The following is a 17,106-nucleotide window of genomic DNA, read 5'->3' as shown; positions in this document are numbered from 1 at the left end:
TTAGCGGTCCTCCCGGAACTCGACCCGGTCGGCCTGCAGCACGTCGTCGACGACGCGCGAGCCGGTCACCAGCACCTTCGCCCCCGAGCGCAGCGAGGCCTGGGTGCCGCCGACGAAGGTCGCGCGGCTGGCGTTGATGTCCTGGCCCTTGATCTTGAACTCGGCGACCGAGCGGAACGACCCCACGGTGCCCTCGGCGCTGAAGGCGGCCTCGTTGGCGGTCGGCGCGGGGGTCGTCGGTGTGCCGGGCGTTGTCGGGGTAGTCGGGGTCGTCGGCGTCGTGGGCGTCGTGGGCGTCGACCCGGACGACGGCTCACCGCGCAACCGCAGCCGGCTGGCGACCAGCACGCCTTGCCGGACCACGCCCGTGACGTCCACCCGGACCCCATTGCCGACCGAGGAAGCGGGACCGCCGGAGACGTTGGCGCCCGACGCATCGACCGCCCGTCCGTCCACGCGCAGCGAGCCCAGGCTGCGGAAGTCGCTCACCAGGCCGCCCAGGCTCAGGGACTCGTCGTTGGCGGGCGCCTGCGACCAGGGCTCGACGCTCGTGGCGTCCAGCACGGGGGCGGCCACCGAAGCCCGGATCTTCACAAGGTCGCCCTCGGCCACGGTGGCGGGGGCGCCCGAACTGCCCGACGTCGCCTTGTCGTAACGCACGAGCTGGTCACCGATCCGGAAGGTCTGGTTGACCGGGTCCCTCGCCTGCACGATGCCGCTCACGACGGGGGCGCCCAGCGTGGCCACGAGTTCCACCCGTGTCGCGCGCAGCTGTCCGTTGCCGCCGGGCAGGCCATGCACCTGCACGGGTTGGGTGTCCTCGAGGTCGGCCAGGCCGGAGAGGCCGCCGGCGAAGACGGTGCTGTCGTCGACCTGGACCTCGATCGTCTTGACGGCGAAACGGCGCGCCGTGCGGTCCAGGCCGGCCACCAGGCCGCGCAGGTCGGCGGACGACGACACCAGGGATGCCGTTCCCTGGTTGGTGGCGGGATCGTAGGTTCCGACCACCTGCACCACGATGCCCAGCCGCAGCTCGCCCTGGTCGCGCAGGTCGAACTGCGCGGTCTCGATGTCGAACCGGATGCCGTTGACGATGATGCTGCCGAAGCCATCGACCGGGCCGACCGTGGTGACGACCACGCCGGTGCCGCCCGAGCCGATGCCGCCCGGCGAGATGCCGGTGCCGCCCGAGCCGATTGACCCGATCGAGCCGAGAGAGGCAAAGCCGCCTCCGCCGCCGCCGCAGCCGGGCAGCAGCAGGCCCAGGGCGGTGGCGGCGAGGACCTCGCGCCGCTTCATGATGGCTCCCGGTCGCCGTGCCAGACGTACACGCCGATGCGCAGCCGGCGCTCCCCCTGGGCGCCGCTGCGCGCGATCGCCTCGCTGAGTTGTCCCACCAGGTCGCGGTGGAGGCCGCTCCAGCGGTGGCGCATCCACTGGTGCACGGCGTCGCAGTCGGCCTCGCTCAGGCCCTCGGCGTAGACCGCGCGCTCCAGGAGCAGCGGCGCCTCGGCGAGTGCGTTGGAGACGGCGGCGGAGGCGTGGTCACGCAGGTTGTCACCCAGGAAGGCCAGCGTTCCCTGCAGGTCGGACGCCGGCACGAAGCCCTCGGCGGTGAGCTCGACCCGACCGGGATCGACGCGGGAGCACATGCCCAGGCGCATCAGTTCGTCGAGCACCGCGCGGTGGTGCACGTCGCCGCGGCTGGCCTCGCGGGCAACGTCCTCGAACGAGAGGCCGTGGCCGTTGGCGGCCACCGGCAGCACCGCCAGCGCCGGGTCCTCGCTGGCCAGCTGCAGCCAGCGGGTGAAGGTCTTGGCCGCCGCCGACAGTTCGGTGTGCGGCAGCGGATCGGCCGGCCGGCGCACGCGCGCCGTCACGTCCTTGCGGTTCAGGCCGGTGGTGACGGCGAGCTGGCTGATGTTGGGGGCTGCGACGCCCTGCCGCTGCCACAGGCGCGTGGCTTCTTCCAGCAGCAGGTCGCGCAGCATGCCTTCCAGGTGGGGGTGCTTCAGCCCCATGCCCAGCGCCAGGCGCACCAGGGGGCGCATCACGCGCGCACAGGCGGCTTGGGCCCAGGAAAGGCGTTCTTGCATTGTGTGAGGAGAGTGGGTCTCGGTGCATTGTTCCGCCTGTTGCCAGTGGAATGCTCCTTTTTCCCAGCCGCCTGACTCCCTTGGGCCACTGGCTAGTCCGAAGGAGCCATGCTCAGGAAGGAACGGCAGAGGCATGATTGCCTCTGCCGTTCCGAAGACCAGGTCAGCGCAGCGCATCGACCGCCACCACCTGGTAGCCCTCGCGCGGGCTGCTGCGAACCAGCGCCCACGTGCCGTCGCAGCGCCATGCGAAGGGCCGCACGGCTCCCGGCGGCCGCGCGCCCGTGGCCTTGCGCGCAAACGTGACGTGGGGACGGTAGGCCCGGAGTTCGCTCGCGAAGCCCTGGTTGCGCAACGCGGTCGCCAGTGCCGCGTGCAGCTCCTGCAACGCAGGTGGCGCGGCGAGTTCCAGGACGGCGATGCCGCCCGGCCACACCTTCGTGCGGGCACCCTCGGCACCCAGTTCGAACGATTGACCCGCCACTGCGAGCAGCGGGCGCAGGGCCGGCAGGCGGGTCGCCGGCACCGCCCCGAGGAAATGCAGCGTGACGTGCAGCTTCTCCGGCGGCACCAGTGCGGCACCGGGCGGCCAGCCCCACTCCTGCTGCTGCCTGGCCAGGGAGCGGCGGGTCGCGTCGTCGGGCCAGAGGGCAAGGAACAGGCGCAGGGAAGGGACGCCAGCGATCGTCACGGCTTGGGAATGTGCAGCGTCTTGCTGATCATCAGGCTGCCCGACAGCACGAACAGGAGCACCACCGGGTGCAGCGTCCATGGGCCGAGCTCGATCGCGCCGCCCCACAGCTGCTCGCCGATGCGGCCCTGCCAGGCGGCGAATGCCAGCACGGCCGTGAGCAGCACGCTGGTGGGAATGGGCGTGCCCTCGAAATGCGAGACCTTGCCGCTGTCACCGCTGAGCGATTCGGCGGTGACGTTGTAGCGCGCCAGTCGGCTGACGCCGCAGCACACGAAATAGATGAGGGCGGCGGCGTCCCAGCCGCCCTGGGCGCCGGCGGCGAAGGCGAGGGCGGCCGGACCGACGCCGAACGAGATCACGTCGGAGAGCGAATCGAGCTCCCGACCCAGCGGGGAGTGCTCGTGGCGGGCCCGGGCGATGCGGCCGTCGAGCACGTCGAAGATGAACGCTGCGGGGGCCAGGGCGGCGGCGGCGAAGAAATGCAGCGTCTCGCCGCTGACCAGGTACCGCATGGCCAGGAACACGGCGCCGACGCCGCAGGCGGCGTTGCCGAGGGTGAAGAAGTCGGCGAGGTGGAAGCCCCGCAGCATCGAGAAGTGGCGGGGGGCGACGGTGTGCATGGCAGGGACGGTGGATGGGTTGGGAGGGCCGGTCGATGGATCGGCTCACCTTAGTCGCTGTGCGGCAGGGTTGAGTCGGCACGGGGCACCGGCGCTTGTCGGTGCCGTCCGACGGGGCGCGCGCAAGCAGGATGTTCCCGATGCGCCGGGCTGCGGCGCCGTGTCCAATGCGCCGATGACCTCCGCCGCCGTCCTGCGGGGCGCGCCCGCCGCGGCCGCCGCCATCGAGTCCACCTATGCCTGGCTGCGCCTGGCCGTGTCGCTGGTGCTGATGACCATCGGCGGTGCCGGCATGTATGCCGTCACGGTCGTGCTGCCCGCGATCCAGGTCGAATTCGGCGTCGCCCGCGGCGATGCCTCGCTGCCCTACACCCTGACCATGATCGGCTTCGGGGTGGGCGGCGTCGTCATGGGCCGCATGGCCGACCGCTTCGGCGTGATGTGGCCGGTGCTGGTCGGCGGCGTGGGCCTGGGGGTGGGCTTCATCGCCGCCGGGCTGGCGCCGGGCCTGTGGACGTTCTGCATCGCCCAGGGCCTGTTCCTCGGTTTCCTGGGCACCTCGGCCACGTTCGCGCCGCTGGTGTCCGACACCTCGCTGTGGTTCGACCGGCGGCGCGGCATCGCGCTGGCGATCTGCATGAGCGGCAACTACGTGGCCGGCGCGGTGTGGCCCCCGGTGATGCAGCACTTCATCGATGGCCACGGCTGGCGCAACACCTACGTCGGCATCGGCGTGTTCTGCCTGGTCACCATCCTGCCGCTGGCGCTGTTCCTGCGGCCGCGCCCGCCAGTGCTGGCGGCGCCGGCCCCGACCGCGGGCCCGGTGCCGGCGCCCGCAGCCGGTTCGCGGCCGATGGGCCTGGCGCCCGGAGTGGCGCAAACCCTGCTGTGCGTGGCGGGCGTGGCCTGCTGCGTGGCGATGTCGATGCCGCAGGTGCACATCGTCGCGTACTGCAGCGACCTGGGCTTCGGCGCGGCGCGCGGGGCCGAGATGCTGGCGCTCATGCTCGGCATGGGCGTGGTGAGCCGGCTGGTGTCGGGCTGGATCTCCGACCGCATCGGCGGCCTGCGCACCCTGCTGCTGGGCTCGGTGCTGCAGGGCATCGCGCTGCTGAGTTTCCTGCCCGCCGCCGGGATGATGTCGCTCTACCTGGTGTCCGCGATGTTCGGGCTGTTCCAGGGCGGCATCGTGCCGTCGTACGCGCTCATCGTGCGACAGCATTTCCCGCCGGCCGAGGCGGGCGCCCGGGTCGGAACGGTGCTGATGGCCACGCTGTTCGGGATGGCGCTGGGCGGCTGGATGTCGGGCGCCGTGTTCGACCTCACGGGTTCCTACCGCGCCGCGTTCCTGAACGGCATCGCCTGGAACGCGCTCAACCTGGCGATCGTGCTGTTCCTGCTCTACCGGCTCAGGTCCAGCTCGAGCAGGACCGGTTGATGGTCGGACGCCTGCGTCTGCAGGTCGGCCTCGATCCGGCGCACGGCCCCGGCCAGGTCTTGGCTGACGAACAGGAAATCGAAGCTGCCCGTGAAGCCCTTCCACTGCGCCCGGTCGTGCAGGCCGAGGGTGGGGGGATGGGGCTGGCCGGGATGCGCGAGCGTCCAGGCATCGACCCAGCGCGGGGCACCGGCGACCGGCTCCTGCAGGCGCGCCACGGCCGGATCGGTGGCGGCGCAGTTGAAGTCGCCGGTCAGCACGGCGCGCGGCCCGCGCGGGCGGGGCTCGAACGGCGTGCCCTCCTGGCCGGGCAGGCCGGGGGAGGGGTGGGCGGCCGCCGTGCGTTGCAGGTCGCGCAAGGCTTCCACTTGCGCCTGCCGCTGCGCGGCCGAGTAGTACTCCAGGTGCGTGGTGGTGATGCGCAGCGGGCCGCCCGGGGCGTCGAGCACGACCTCCAGCGCCAGCCGCGGCATGCTGTGGTTGGCGGGATCGGCGGGCGAGGGCAGCTGGTGGCGCAGCACCTGCACCGGGGGCAGGCGGGTGAAGACCATGTTGCCGAAGCGCTGCGGCCCCAGCCCCGGCGTGTGGCGCTCGGTCGCCACGCCGTCCACCGCGTGGTAGGCGGGCAGCAGCCCGGCCAGTTGCGCGAACTGGTCGACGCCCGCCGCGAGGCCCTCCAGCCCGGGATAGTTGTCCGCCACTTCCTGCAGGCACAGGACGTCGAAGTCGCCCAGGGCGCGGGCGCCGGCCACGATGCGGGGCAGGTCGACCCGGCCGTCGACCCCGCGGCCCCACTGGATGTTCCAGGTGATGACGAGCATGCGCGCTTCCCGGTGGCTGTGGCGACCAGTGTAGGCAGCGTGCGGCGGCGCGTCAGACCGGACGCTTGCCACTGCGTGCACACGGATGGGTTGCTATAGTCCGCCGGCCATGACCGCCGCCCACCGTCCGGACCGCCGCAGGCTGCTCCAGCTCGCGGCGGCGGCCGCCGGCACGCTGTGGCTGCCCCGCGGCACCCAGGCGCAGCAGCGATGGTCCAGCGACCCCTTCACGCTGGGCGTCACCAGCGGCGCCCCTGCACCGGATTCCGTCGTGCTCTGGACGCGGCTGCTGCCGGCAGGGGGCCTGCCCGACGGCGGCCGCTCGGCGCTGCCGGTGCACTGGGAAGTGGCGCACGACGAGAACTTCGCCCAGATCGTGCAACGCGGCGAGGCCCTGGCCCTGCCGGACCTCGGGCACAGCGTCCACGTCGAAGTGCCCGGGCTCGAGCCGGACCGCTGGTACTTCTACCGCTTCCTGGCCGGCGACGCCGCCAGCACCGTGGGCCGGACCCGGACGCTGCCTGCGCCCGGCGCGGCGCCCAACCTGCTGCGCATCGCGTACGCCTCCTGCCAACGGTGGGAGCACGGGCACTACGCGGCCTGGCGCCACATGCACGCGGAGCGGCCGGACTTCGTGGTGTTCCTGGGCGATTACATCTACGAGTACCCCAATGCGACGGCGGCGGTCCGCAGCTTCCCGACCCTGGGCTGGGTGAAGACGCTGCCCCAGTACCGCGAACGCTATGCCCTGCACCGCAGCGAGCCCGGACTGCAGGCGATGCATGCCGCCTGCCCCTGGCTGGTGACCTGGGACGACCACGAAGTCCAGAACGACTACGCCGGCGGGCACGCCGGCGATCCGCGCCCGCTGCGCATGAACGCGGTGGCCGATTTCGCGGCCCGGCGGGCGGCGGCCTACCAGGCGTACTACGAGCACATGCCGGTGCGCGCGGCCGAGTTCGCGAAGGCGCTCACGGCCGGCCGGGCGGGCGGCGAACTGCGCCTGCACACGCGCTACCGGTTCGGCCGGCTGGCCGACCTGCTGCTGCTGGACGACCGGCAGTACCGTGATCCGCAGGCCTGCGCACCGGACGGACAGGCCTCCGGGCCGGTCGACCCCGCCACCTGCCCGTCCTGGGACGACCCCCGGCGCACCCTGCTCGGCCCGCAGCAGGAGCGCTGGCTCGACCAGGCTTTGGGCGAGGCTCCGCAGGCCTGGACCGTGCTGGGCCAGCAGACGCTGTTCGGGCAGCGCGACCTGCGATCGGGGCCCGGCCAGCTCTTTGCCGGTGATGGCTGGGACGGCTACCCGGCGGCGCGGCGGCGCCTGCTGGAGGCGCTGCAGCGTCACCGGGTCGCCAACCCGGTGTTCCTGGGCGGCGACGTGCACGAGAACTGGGTCGGCCACGTGCTCGCCGATTACGACCGCGCCGACAGCGAGCTCCTGGGCGTGGAGTTCTGCGGCACCAGCATCACGTCGCGGCCCGGTGGCGCCGAGCGCCTGCCGGCGCGGCTGGCCGAGAACCCGCACTTCGTCTTCGCCGACGCCGCCCACCGGGGTTACGGGGTCGCCGAGTTCACGCCCGATCGCCTGACCACCACGCTGCGCGGCCTGGACGATGCGCGGCGCATCGACGCGCAGGTCTCGACGCTGGCCCGGTTCACGGTCGAAGCCGGCCGCCGCCGGCTCGAGCGGGCATGAGGCGCGCCCTGTGGCTGGCGTGGCTGCTGCTGGCGGCCGTGCTGCCCTGCCAGGCCGGCAGCGTCGCGATCGGGACCGAGCCGGTGTACGCCCTGTCGCGCGCCTTCGCGGCGCTGGAGGACCCGGGCGGCATGCTCACCGTCGACGAGGTAAGGCAACCGGCGCTGCAGGCCCGGTTCCAGCCCGTGCCGGCCAGCGGGCCGGGTCCGAACTTCGGCCTGTCGCGGTCTGCCTGGTGGCTCATGGTGCGGCTGGACGCGCAGCCGCAGGCGCCGCGCGAATGGCTGCTCGAGATCGCCTACCCGCCGCTGGACCGCGTGGAGGTCTACGTGCCCGGCCCCGGCGGCGTCGCGCGCCAGGTGGGCGGCGACACCGAGCCCTTCGCCGACCGCACGATGCCGCACCGCAACCACGTGTTCAAGGTCGACGTGCAGCCTGGCGGCCCCACCGTGCTGTACCTGCGCATCGCGTCGGCCGGCACGCTGTCGGCGCCGGCGCGCCTGTGGCAGCCGGCGGCGCTGTGGCAGCACGACCAGGCCACCTACGCGGGCCTGAGCCTTTACTTCGGCCTGCTGGGCGGGCTGCTGCTCTACAACCTGCTGCTGTTCGTCTCGGTGCGAGACCGCTCCTACCTGGTGTACGTGGCCTTCGTCGCCGCGATGGGCGTCGGCCAGGCCGCGCTCCTCGGCCTGGGCGCGCAGTTCCTGTGGCCCGGGCAGACCTGGTGGAACACCGTGTCGGTGCCGGTGGCGTTCACGGCCACCGCCCTCTTCGGGCTGCAGTTCGCGCGCAGCTTCCTCTCCAGCGCCGCACGGATGCCGCGCCTGGACAGGCTGGTGCTGGCGCAGATGGCTGGCTGGGCCGTCGCGCTGGTCGCTTCGCTGGCCTTGCCGTACCGCTCGTCCGCGTACCTGGTCATCGGGCTGTCCCTGGCGGGCGTGGTCACCGTGTTCGTGCTGGGCTACCTCGGCACCCGCGGCGGCTTCGCCGGCGCGCGCGCCTTCTTCCTGGCCTGGGCGCTGCTCCTGCTGGGGGTGGCCATCCTGCTGCTGCACAACGTCGGCCTGTTGCCGTCCAACGCCGTCACGGCCAACTCGCTGCTGATCGGGTCGGCGCTGGAAATGGTGCTGCTGTCGTTCGCCCTCGGCGACCGCATCAACGTGGCGCGCCGCTTCAAGGAGCAGGCCCAGGCCCGCATCGCGGCCGAACACGCGATGGTGGAGGCGCTGTCGCAGTCGCAGGCCCGGCTGCAGCAGGTGCTGGACGAGCGCGAGGTCATCCTGGAGAACTCCATCGTCGGCATCGCCTTCCTCACGCCGGAGGGGCGTTTCCGCTGGGCCAACAAGGCCATGGCCGACATCTTCGGCGGCGGCTTCGAGCCGATCACCTCGATGGAGCCGTTCTACCTGTCGCGCGAGGACTACCTCCAGGTCGGCCGCGAAGTGGCCGCCGCGGTGGCGCGCGGCGAGGTGTACGAGCGCGAGCTGCTGGTGCGGCGGCGCGACGGCGCGCTGATCTGGGTGGCGCTGTCGGGCAAGGCGGTGAGCCGCCGCGACCTGGGCCAGGGCACGGTGTGGGTGGTGATGGACATCACCGAGCGCAAGCGGCTGCAGGAGCAGCTGCAGTCGACGATGTCCGAGCGCGAGGCCATCCTGAACAACGCCGTGGTGGGCATCGTGCTGTCGGTGTTCCGCATCCACGAGTGGGTGAACGAGAAGTTCGCGCAGATGCTGGGCTACCCGCGCCAGGTCCTCATCGGCCAGTCGTCCCTGTACATCCACGCCGACCGCGAGAGCTGGGAGCGGTTCGGCGTCGAGGCGCGCGCCTCGCTCATCGCCACCAACGGCTACACCTGCGAGCGGCAGCTGCGGCGCCGCACCGGCGAGCTGATCTGGGTGCAGATGGGCGGCAGCTGCGTGCGCGCCAACGACCCCGATTCGGGCGTGATCTGGACCTTCCTGGACATCACCGAGCGCAAGAAGGGCGAGGCCGAGATCCTGGAGGCCCTGGAGCAGCAGCGGGCGCTGAACGACCTGCGCACGCGCTTCGTGGCGATGACCAGCCACGAGTTCCGCACGCCGCTGGCGGCCATCCTGTCGGCCGAGGAGGTGCTGCGGCACTACGGCGACCGGCTGCCCGCGACCGATCGCCTGGAAACCCTGGACGGCATCGCGGCCGGCGTGCAGCGCATGTCGCGCATGCTCGACCGGGTGCTGCTGCTGGGCCAGGCCGACGCGCAGATGCTGGAGTTCCGCCCGGCCGACGTGAACCTGCCGGCGCTGTGCCGCCGCCTGGTCGAGGAGGTGTGGGCGCAGCACCCCGACACCGACTGCGAGATCGCGGTGCGGGCCGCTCCCGCGGTGGGCACCTGCCGCTGCGACGAGAAGCTGCTGCGCCACATCTTCGGCAACCTGCTGTTCAACGCCATCAAGTACTCGCCCGACGGCGGCCAGGTGCGCTTCGACGTGCGGCGCGAGGGCGCCGAGCTGGTGTTCGAGGTCGCCGACCAGGGCATCGGCATCCCGCCCGACGAGGTCGGCCACCTGTTCGGGTCGTTCCACCGCGCCAGCAACGTCGGCAGCATCCAGGGCACGGGGCTGGGCCTGGCCATCGTGAAGAACGCGGTCCAGGTGCACGGCGGCCGCATCGACGTGGAGAGCACCCTCGGCAAGGGATCGACCTTCACCGTGCGCCTGCCCATGGTGCCGGCCGGCGCGCCGGCCTGACGGGCGCCGCTTAGGGGCGCACCACCTCGAGCAGGCGGTCGAGGCCACCTTCGTCCACCGCCACCATGGCCTGCTCGCGCACCCTGGGCTTGGCGTGCCAGGCCATCGACAGGCCGGCTTCGCCCATCATCGGCAGGTCGTTGGCGCCGTCGCCCACCGCGATGGCCTGCCGGGGATCGATGCCCAGCGCCGCGCAGGTCTCCAGCAGCATGCGGCGCTTTTCGGCGCCGTCGCAGATGTCGCCCCAGGGCTGGTCGACCATGCGCCCGGTGAGCTGGCCGCAATTGGGACCGGACTCGATCTCCAGCACGTTGGAGCGGGTGTAGTCGATGCCCAGCTTGTCGCGGATGCGGTCGGTGAAGAAAGTGAACCCGCCCGACACCAGCAGCGTCTTCAGGCCGGCCGCCTGGCAGGCCTTCACCAGCTTCTCGGCGCCCGGGTTGAGCTGCAGGCGCTGGGTGTAGACCAGCTCCATGTCGGCCACCGTGACGCCGCGCAGCAGGGCGACCCGCCGGCGCAGGCTCTCCTTGTAGTCGGCGATCTCGCCGCGCATCGCGGCCTCGGTGATGGCGGCCACTTCCTCCTTGCGGCCGGCCGCATCGGCGATCTCGTCGACGCACTCGATGTTGATCAGGGTCGAGTCCATGTCGAACGCGACCAGCTTGAAGTCGGACAGCCGCAGCGGCGGGGTGAAGCCCTGGATGGAAAGGCCGGGAGCGAAGGAGGTCAGTGGCATGGGGGCGATTTTCCCATTCTGGAATGAGGAAACGGGACGTACGGGAGTGCGCGTTCGGGGTTTGCGTCCGCTCCCGCCTTCAGGCCGTTTCAGCAACCTTCGGCTGCCCCAGCGACCGCAGCACGTCGCGCACCATCTGCGCCCGGTCGCGGGGCTCTTTCAGTTCGCGCTCGATGCGCAGCTTCTCGTTGCCGGCCAGCTTGATGTGGCGGTTCTTCTGCACCAGCTCGATGATGCGCAGCGACTCCACCGGCGGGTTGGGCCGGAAGGTGATGGTGATGACGCCCGGCGCGGCGTCGACCTTGACCACGCCATAGGGGCGGGCCAGCACGCGCAGCCGGTGCACGTCGATCAGGGTCTGCGCCTGCGCCGGCGGCTTGCCGAAGCGATCGACGATCTCCTCCAGCAGCGAGTCGATCTGGTCGGTGGTCTTGGACGTGGCCAGCTTCTTGTAGAACGACAGCCGCAGGTGCACGTCGCCGCAGTAGTCCTCGGGCAGGAGGGCCGGGGCATGCAGGTTGATGTCGGTGGTGACGGACAGCGGCGCCAGCAGGTCGGGCTCGTGGCCGGCCTTGAGCGAACGCACCGCCTCTGCCAGCATCTCGTTGTACAGCTGGAAGCCCACCTCCAGCATGTTGCCGCTCTGGTTCTCGCCCAGCACCTCGCCGGCGCCGCGGATCTCGAGGTCGTGCATCGCGAGGTAGAAGCCCGAGCCCAGTTCTTCCATCTGCTGGATGGCGTCGAGGCGCTGGGCCGCCTGCTTGGTCAGGCTCTCGGTGTCGGGCACCATCAGGTAGGCGTAGGCCTGGTGGTGGCTGCGGCCGACGCGGCCGCGCAGCTGGTGCAGCTGCGCCAGCCCGAACTTGTCGGCCCGGCTGATGACGATGGTGTTGGCCGTCGGGACGTCGATGCCGGTCTCGATGATGGTGGAGCACAGCAGCACGTTGAAGCGCTGCTGCACGAAGTCGCGCATCACCCGCTCGAGCTCGCGCTCGGGCATCTGGCCATGCGCGACCGCGATGCGGGCCTCGGGCAGCAGCGCCTCCAGCCTTTCGCGCCGGTTCGCGATCGTCTCCACCTCGTTGTGCAGGAAGTACACCTGGCCGCCGCGCTTGAGCTCGCGCAGGACGGCCTCCCGGACCACGCCGTTGCCCTCGTTGCGCACGAAGGTCTTGATGGCCAGGCGCCGCTGCGGCGCAGTGGCAATGACCGACAGGTCGCGCAGGCCCTCCAGCGCCATGCCCAGCGTGCGCGGGATGGGCGTGGCGGTGAGCGTGAGCACGTCGACCTCGGCCCGCATGGCCTTCATCGCCTCCTTGTGGCGCACGCCGAAGCGGTGCTCCTCGTCGATGATGAGCAGGCCCAGGTTCTTGAACTTGGTCGATTCGGAGAGCAGCTTGTGGGTGCCCACCACGATGTCGACGCTGCCGTCGGCCAGGCCCTTGAGCGTGGCGGTCACTTCCTTGCCGGAGCGGAAGCGCGACACCTCGGCCACCTTGACCGGCCACTTGGAGAAGCGGTCGACCAGCGTCTGGAAGTGCTGCTCGGCCAGCAGCGTGGTGGGAGCGAGGAAGGCCACCTGCTTGCCGCCGGTGACGGCGATGAAGGCGGCGCGCAGGGCGACCTCGGTCTTGCCGAAGCCGACGTCGCCGCACACCAGCCGGTCCATCGGCTGCGGCGAGATCATGTCCTGGATGACGGCGTGGATGGCCGCGTTCTGGTCGGCCGTCTCCTCGAAGCCGAAGTCGTTCGAGAAGGCCTCGTAGTCCTGCGGCGAGAAGCGGAACGCGAATCCCTCGCGCGCCGCGCGGCGGGCGTAGATGTTCAGCAGCTCGGCGGCGGTGTCGCGCACCTGCTCGGCGGCCTTGCGGCGGGCCTTCTCCCACTGGCCCGAGCCCAGCTTGTGCAGCGGCGCCTCGTCGGCCGACACGCCGGTGTAGCGGCTGATCTGGTGCAGCTGGCTGACCGGGACGTACAGCGTGGCCTTGTCGGCGTATTCCAGGTGCAGGAACTCGGTGTTGCCCTGGCCCAGGTCCAGGTTCACCAGGCCCTTGTAGCGGCCGATGCCGTGCTGCGTGTGCACCACCGGGTCGCCGACGTTCAGCTCCGACAGGTCCTTGATCAGGGCTTCGACGTCGCTGACCTGCTCCTGCTTCTTGCGCCGGCGCGTGGTGGCGCCGGCCGCGAACAGCTCGGTCTCGGTGACGATGTCGAGCGCCTCGGCCACCCAGCTGAAGCCCTCGGCCAGCGCCGCGGTGGCGATGCCCAGCTTCTCGTCGCTGGCCAGGAACTCCTCCAGCGAATCGAACGCCGGTGGCGACACCTGGCTGGCGCGCAGGAAGTCGAGCAGGCTCTCGCGGCGACCCGCACTCTCGGCGACCACGAGGACGCGGTGCGCGGTGGCGGCCACGTGCTGGCGGAAGCGGGCCAGCGGCTCCTCGGCGCCGCGCACCACCGACAGCTCGGGCAGCTTCTGGAACAGCGCGCTGTCCGCGATGTCCTGCGTGCCCGGCCGCAAGGCCAGCTGGGCGTGGTCATTGGCGCGGCCGTAGAACTGCTCGATCGTCAGGAACAGGGCTTCGGGCGGCAGGATGGGGCGGTCGGGGTCGCCCTGCAGCAGGCGATGCCGGTCCCGGGTGTCCTGCCAGAAGCGCTGGAAGGCCGGCTCCAGGTCGCCATGCAGCACCAGCGTGGCCTGGGGACCCAGGTAGTCGAACACCGTCGCCGTGTCGTCGAAGAACAGCGGCAGGTAGTACTCGATGCCGGCGGTGGCCACGCCGTTGCCCATGTCCTTGTAGATGCGGCTGCGGGTCGGGTCGCCCTCCAGCAGCTCGCGCCAGCGGCTGCGGAACTTGGCCCGTGCGTCGTCGTCCATCGGGAATTCGCGGCCGGGCAGCAGGCGCACGTCGGGCACGGGATACAGGCTGCGCTGGCTGTCCGGGTCGAAGGTGCGGATCGAGTCGATCTCGTCGTCGAACAGGTCGACCCGATACGGCACGGCCGACCCCATCGGGAACAGGTCGATCAGGCCGCCGCGCACCGCGTACTCGCCGGGGCTGACGACCTGCGTGACGTGGTTGTATCCCGCCAGGGTGAGCTGCGCCTTCAGCCGCGCCTCTTCCAGCTTTTGCTTCACCTGGAACGAGAACGTGTAGCCGGCCAGGAAGGACGGCGGGGCGACCCGGTACAGCGCCGTGGTGGCCGGCACGATGACGACGTCGGCCTCGCCCTGCGAGATGCGCCACAGCGTGGCGAGGCGCTCGCTGATCAGGTCCTGGTGCGGCGAGAACGTGTCGTAGGGCAGCGTTTCCCAGTCGGGGAACAGCGCCACCCGCAGGTCGGGCGCGAAGAACGCCAGTTCGTCGATGAGGCGCTGCGCATCGGCCGCGCCGGCCGTGACGATGCCGGTGGGGCGGCCGGCGGCCTTCTCGCGCTCGGACAGGCGGGCCAGCAACAGCGCGTCCGCCGAGCCGGGAGGGCGGGGCAGCGCGTAGCGCTTGCCGGGTGACAGCTTGGGAAGTTCCATCGGTGGTGCAAATGCGAACACCCCTCGCCGGGCAGGGAGGGGTGTGCATGGATTCTAGAATGGCCCCCATCTCCATGCCGGCCCATCCTTCCGATTCCCCTGTGCGGTTCCACGCCGTGCTGCCGTGCGCAGGAACCGGCAGCCGCGCCGGCACCGAAGGCCCCAAGCAATACGAACCGCTCGCCGGGCGGATGCTGGTGCTGCACACGCTGGCCGCCCTGGCGCAGGTCCGGCGCCTCGCGTCGCTGCTGGTGATGGTCGCGCCGGACGACCGGCGCATGCCGGCCGGCAGCGGCTACACCGTGGTGGCATGCGGCGGCGCCACCCGCGCGCAGACCGTGGCCAACGGCCTGGACGAACTGCACCGGCGCGGCGCGTCGGAGAACGACTGGGTGCTGGTGCACGACGCGGCGCGCTGCCTGGTCACGCCGGCCCTGGTCGACCGCCTCATCGATGCCTGCGCCGACGACACCGTCGGCGGTTTGCTGGCCCAGCCCCTGGCCGACACGCTGAAGGAGGAGGCCGGCGGGCGCGTGGCCGCCACGCTGCCGCGCCAGGGCAAGTGGCTGGCGCAGACGCCGCAGATGTTCCGCCTCGGCCTGCTGCGCCGGGCGCTGGCCGAGGCCGGCCCGGGCGTGACGGACGAGGCGTCGGCCATCGAGGCGCTCGGCTTGCAAGCCCGGCTGGTGCAGGGCAGCGCGCAGAACTTCAAGGTGACGTGGCCGGAGGATTTCGCCCTGGCCCGCGCCGTGCTCGAAAGCAGGACGACATGACCATCCGCATCGGCGAAGGCTGGGACGTGCACGCGCTCGTGCCGGGCCGCCCGCTCATCCTCGGCGGCGTGACCATCCCCTACGGCCGCGGGCTGCTCGGGCACTCGGACGCCGACGCCCTGCTGCACGCGATCACCGATGCGGTGCTGGGGGCCGCCGGCCTGGGCGACATCGGCCGCCATTTCCCCGACACCGACGAGCGCTTCCGCGGCGCCGACTCGGTGCTGCTGCTGGAGGAGGCCGTGCGGCGGGTGGGTGCGGCCGGCTGGCAGGTCGGCAACGTCGACAGCACCGTCGTGGCCCAGGCGCCCAAGCTGGCGCCGCACATCGACGCCATGCGCACGCGCATCGCCAAGGCGCTGGGCGTGGACGCTGCCCAGGTGAACGTCAAGGCCAAGACGGCCGAAAAGCTCGGCCCGGTGGGACAGGGCCAGAGCATCGAGGCCCGGGCGGTGGCGCTGCTGGTGCGCGCCGGTTCCTAGTCGTCGGAGGTCTCGCGCTGCAGCTGCTCGGGCTGGCCGTCGGCCGCCTGCGGCGCCCTCGGCTTCTGCAGCTTGATGTGCGCCGCCAGCCCGCCCGAGGTGGTGTTGGCCAGCGCGAAGATGCCGCCCATGCGCTGCACCGTCTTGTCGACGATGGCCAGGCCCAGGCCGGCGCCGGTGGCGGCGGTGCGGGCGGCGTCGCCACGGAAGAACGGCTTGATGAGGTTGGGCAGCGCTTCCGGTGCCACGCCCATGCCATGGTCGCGCACCTTCAGCAGCACCCATTCGTTGCGCGCCTTGGCTGCGATGTCGACCTTGGCGATGCCGGTCTCGGGCGTCTTGCCGTAGCGCCGCGCGTTCTCGAGCAGGTTGGACACCACGCGGGCGAGCTCGACCTCGTCGGCCAGCACGAAGAGGTTCTTCGGCACGTCGACGTGAATGCGCATGTCCTCGTTGTCCTGCACCGCGTAGACGCAGGCCTCGACCACGTCGCGCAGCGAGACCGGCTTGAGCTCGGCGTGGTCGGGCCGGGCGTAGTCGAGGAACTTGTCGATGATGGCGTCGAGCTGGTCGATGTCGGCGGCCATGTGCTCGCGCGCGTCGGCGTCGGCGACGCTCATCTCGGTTTCCAGGCGCAGGCGGGCCAGGGGCGTGCGCAGGTCGTGCGAGATGCCGGCCAGCATGACGGCCCGGTCCTGCTCGATCTTGGCCAGCTGCTGCGCCATTCGGTTGAAGCCGATGTTCACCTCGCGGATCTCGCTGGTGACGGCCTTCTCATCCAGGCGGCTGGCATCGAAGTCGCCGTCGCGCACCCGGCTGGCGGCGAACGACAGCTGCTTGAGCGGGCGGTTGATCAGCCGGGCGATGAGGGCGGCACCGGCCAGTGACAGGCCGGCAGCCGTGATGAGCCAGATGAGCCAGGTGCGGCCGCCCACCTTGGTGAAGCGGTTGCGGTCCAGCAGCAGCCAGTAGGAATCGGAGTCGATCTTGAAGCCGACCCAGAAGCCCTTCTCGCCGTTGACCGCCGACGCCAGCACGGTGCCGGGACCGATGCGGCCCAGCAGCTCGTCGGCGATGCGGTCGTCCAGCGACAGGTCGTCGACGGTCATGTACACGTCGGTCGGCTTGGCCGGCAGGATGCGCACGCCTTCCTGCTCGGCCAGGGTCTTGATGAGCGAGACGCGGGCGATGGCGTCGGAGTAGCGCAGGGCGGCCCGGCTCAGGTTTACCAGCGACGCGATCTGCTGGGCCGTCTGCACCGCCCGCGGCTCGAACTCGAGCGCCCGGAACGTCTGCAGCCAGGCCACGATGGACCCGATGAGGAGCAGCGAGAGCAGGAAGAAGGTGCGCCAGAACAGCGACAGCCCGACCCGCGGGCGCATGTCCAGCGGAGCCGGAGCCGTCTCGAGCGGCGCCGGGCTGGTGACTTCGATGAATTCCCCTCGGATCATGGCTTCACTTCTTGCGGCCGGTTGCGGCCTGCCGTCTCCTC

At 71.5% G+C, this 17,106-nt stretch carries 13 protein-coding genes; 5 read left to right on the top strand and 8 right to left on the bottom strand.

The annotated features are described in order from the left end of the window. The 4 genes from GON04_RS17715 to GON04_RS17700 form a co-directional block, all read right to left on the bottom strand. Positions 1-1,299, bottom strand: a complete 1,299-nt coding sequence (locus GON04_RS17715) for a DUF5666 domain-containing protein (protein ID WP_157399352.1) — start codon at positions 1,297-1,299, stop codon at positions 1-3. Beyond that, positions 1,296-2,096 (bottom strand): DUF6502 family protein, encoded by an 801-nt coding sequence (locus GON04_RS17710; RefSeq protein WP_157399351.1) that lies wholly within the window; start codon positions 2,094-2,096, stop codon positions 1,296-1,298. The genes GON04_RS17715 and GON04_RS17710 overlap by 4 nt, the downstream gene beginning before the upstream one ends. A gap of 163 nt (positions 2,097-2,259) precedes the next feature. Next, positions 2,260-2,787 (bottom strand): RNA 2',3'-cyclic phosphodiesterase, encoded by a 528-nt coding sequence (gene thpR, locus GON04_RS17705; RefSeq protein WP_338051002.1) that lies wholly within the window; start codon positions 2,785-2,787, stop codon positions 2,260-2,262. After that, positions 2,784-3,410 (bottom strand): CDP-alcohol phosphatidyltransferase family protein, encoded by a 627-nt coding sequence (locus tag GON04_RS17700; protein WP_157399349.1) that lies wholly within the window; start codon positions 3,408-3,410, stop codon positions 2,784-2,786. Before GON04_RS17700 ends, thpR begins: the two co-directional genes overlap by 4 nt. A 175-nt stretch (positions 3,411-3,585) precedes the next feature. Here GON04_RS17700 and GON04_RS17695 point away from each other — a divergent pair, with 175 nt between their 5' ends. Then, a complete protein-coding gene (locus GON04_RS17695) occupies positions 3,586-4,848 on the top strand; it encodes an MFS transporter (RefSeq protein WP_157399348.1) in 1,263 nt (420 codons plus the stop codon). Here the strand turns inward: GON04_RS17695 and GON04_RS17690 are convergent. Next, positions 4,812-5,669 (bottom strand): endonuclease/exonuclease/phosphatase family protein, encoded by an 858-nt coding sequence (locus GON04_RS17690; protein WP_157399347.1) that lies wholly within the window; start codon positions 5,667-5,669, stop codon positions 4,812-4,814. The genes GON04_RS17695 and GON04_RS17690 overlap by 37 nt on opposite strands. A 109-nt stretch (positions 5,670-5,778) precedes the next feature. Here GON04_RS17690 and GON04_RS17685 point away from each other — a divergent pair, with 109 nt between their 5' ends. Together GON04_RS17685 and GON04_RS17680 are read left to right on the top strand one after the other, a co-directional pair. Further along, positions 5,779-7,371: an alkaline phosphatase D family protein gene (locus GON04_RS17685; RefSeq protein ID WP_157399346.1), complete on the top strand. Its 1,593-nt coding sequence runs from the start codon at positions 5,779-5,781 to the stop codon at positions 7,369-7,371. Further along, positions 7,368-10,097 (top strand): sensor histidine kinase, encoded by a 2,730-nt coding sequence (locus GON04_RS17680; protein WP_157399345.1) that lies wholly within the window; start codon positions 7,368-7,370, stop codon positions 10,095-10,097. Before GON04_RS17685 ends, GON04_RS17680 begins: the two co-directional genes overlap by 4 nt. Positions 10,098-10,107: 10 nt before the next feature. Here GON04_RS17680 and serB read toward each other — a convergent pair whose 3' ends face one another. Beyond that, a complete protein-coding gene (gene serB / locus GON04_RS17675) occupies positions 10,108-10,833 on the bottom strand; it encodes a phosphoserine phosphatase SerB (protein WP_157399344.1) in 726 nt (241 codons plus the stop codon). A 79-nt stretch (positions 10,834-10,912) separates the two neighbouring features. Continuing rightward, positions 10,913-14,359: a transcription-repair coupling factor gene (gene mfd, locus GON04_RS17670; protein WP_157399343.1), complete on the bottom strand. Its 3,447-nt coding sequence runs from the start codon at positions 14,357-14,359 to the stop codon at positions 10,913-10,915. A gap of 59 nt (positions 14,360-14,418) precedes the next feature. Between mfd and ispD the strand changes: the two genes are divergently transcribed. Both ispD and ispF read left to right on the top strand, forming a co-directional pair. Further along, positions 14,419-15,132, top strand: coding sequence for a 2-C-methyl-D-erythritol 4-phosphate cytidylyltransferase (ispD, locus tag GON04_RS17665; protein WP_157399342.1), 714 nt, complete (start codon positions 14,419-14,421; stop codon positions 15,130-15,132). Then, a complete protein-coding gene (gene ispF / locus GON04_RS17660) occupies positions 15,129-15,614 on the top strand; it encodes a 2-C-methyl-D-erythritol 2,4-cyclodiphosphate synthase (protein ID WP_157399341.1) in 486 nt (161 codons plus the stop codon). The genes ispD and ispF overlap by 4 nt, the downstream gene beginning before the upstream one ends. Here the strand turns inward: ispF and GON04_RS17655 are convergent. Next, complete coding sequence (locus tag GON04_RS17655) at positions 15,611-17,065, bottom strand: sensor histidine kinase (RefSeq protein WP_157399340.1); 1,455 nt, start codon at positions 17,063-17,065, stop codon at positions 15,611-15,613. The two genes, ispF and GON04_RS17655, sit on opposite strands and share 4 nt — an antisense overlap. Positions 17,066-17,106 lie beyond the last annotated feature (41 nt).

Origin of the sequence: Ramlibacter pinisoli (assembly GCF_009758015.1) — a bacterium.
In the GTDB taxonomy this organism is placed as follows: Bacteria; Pseudomonadota; Gammaproteobacteria; order Burkholderiales; family Burkholderiaceae_C; genus Ramlibacter; species Ramlibacter pinisoli.
The sequence above is the reverse complement of the archived record's forward strand: the minus strand, read 5'-3'. Positions and strand labels throughout refer to the sequence as shown.

Coding starts and splice junctions, on each gene's coding strand:
- GON04_RS17690 (WP_157399347.1), bottom strand. CDS start 5,669: ATGCTCGTCATCACCTGGAACATCCAGTGGGGCCGCGGGGTCGACGGC.
- serB (WP_157399344.1), bottom strand. CDS start 10,833: ATGCCACTGACCTCCTTCGCTCCCGGCCTTTCCATCCAGGGCTTCACC.
- GON04_RS17710 (WP_157399351.1), bottom strand. CDS start 2,096: ATGCAAGAACGCCTTTCCTGGGCCCAAGCCGCCTGTGCGCGCGTGATG.
- GON04_RS17715 (WP_157399352.1), bottom strand. CDS start 1,299: ATGAAGCGGCGCGAGGTCCTCGCCGCCACCGCCCTGGGCCTGCTGCTG.
- ispF (WP_157399341.1), top strand. CDS start 15,129: ATGACCATCCGCATCGGCGAAGGCTGGGACGTGCACGCGCTCGTGCCG.
- GON04_RS17695 (WP_157399348.1), top strand. CDS start 3,586: ATGACCTCCGCCGCCGTCCTGCGGGGCGCGCCCGCCGCGGCCGCCGCC.
- GON04_RS17700 (WP_157399349.1), bottom strand. CDS start 3,410: ATGCACACCGTCGCCCCCCGCCACTTCTCGATGCTGCGGGGCTTCCAC.
- GON04_RS17685 (WP_157399346.1), top strand. CDS start 5,779: ATGACCGCCGCCCACCGTCCGGACCGCCGCAGGCTGCTCCAGCTCGCG.
- ispD (WP_157399342.1), top strand. CDS start 14,419: ATGGCCCCCATCTCCATGCCGGCCCATCCTTCCGATTCCCCTGTGCGG.
- mfd (WP_157399343.1), bottom strand. CDS start 14,359: ATGGAACTTCCCAAGCTGTCACCCGGCAAGCGCTACGCGCTGCCCCGC.
- GON04_RS17655 (WP_157399340.1), bottom strand. CDS start 17,065: ATGATCCGAGGGGAATTCATCGAAGTCACCAGCCCGGCGCCGCTCGAG.
- GON04_RS17680 (WP_157399345.1), top strand. CDS start 7,368: ATGAGGCGCGCCCTGTGGCTGGCGTGGCTGCTGCTGGCGGCCGTGCTG.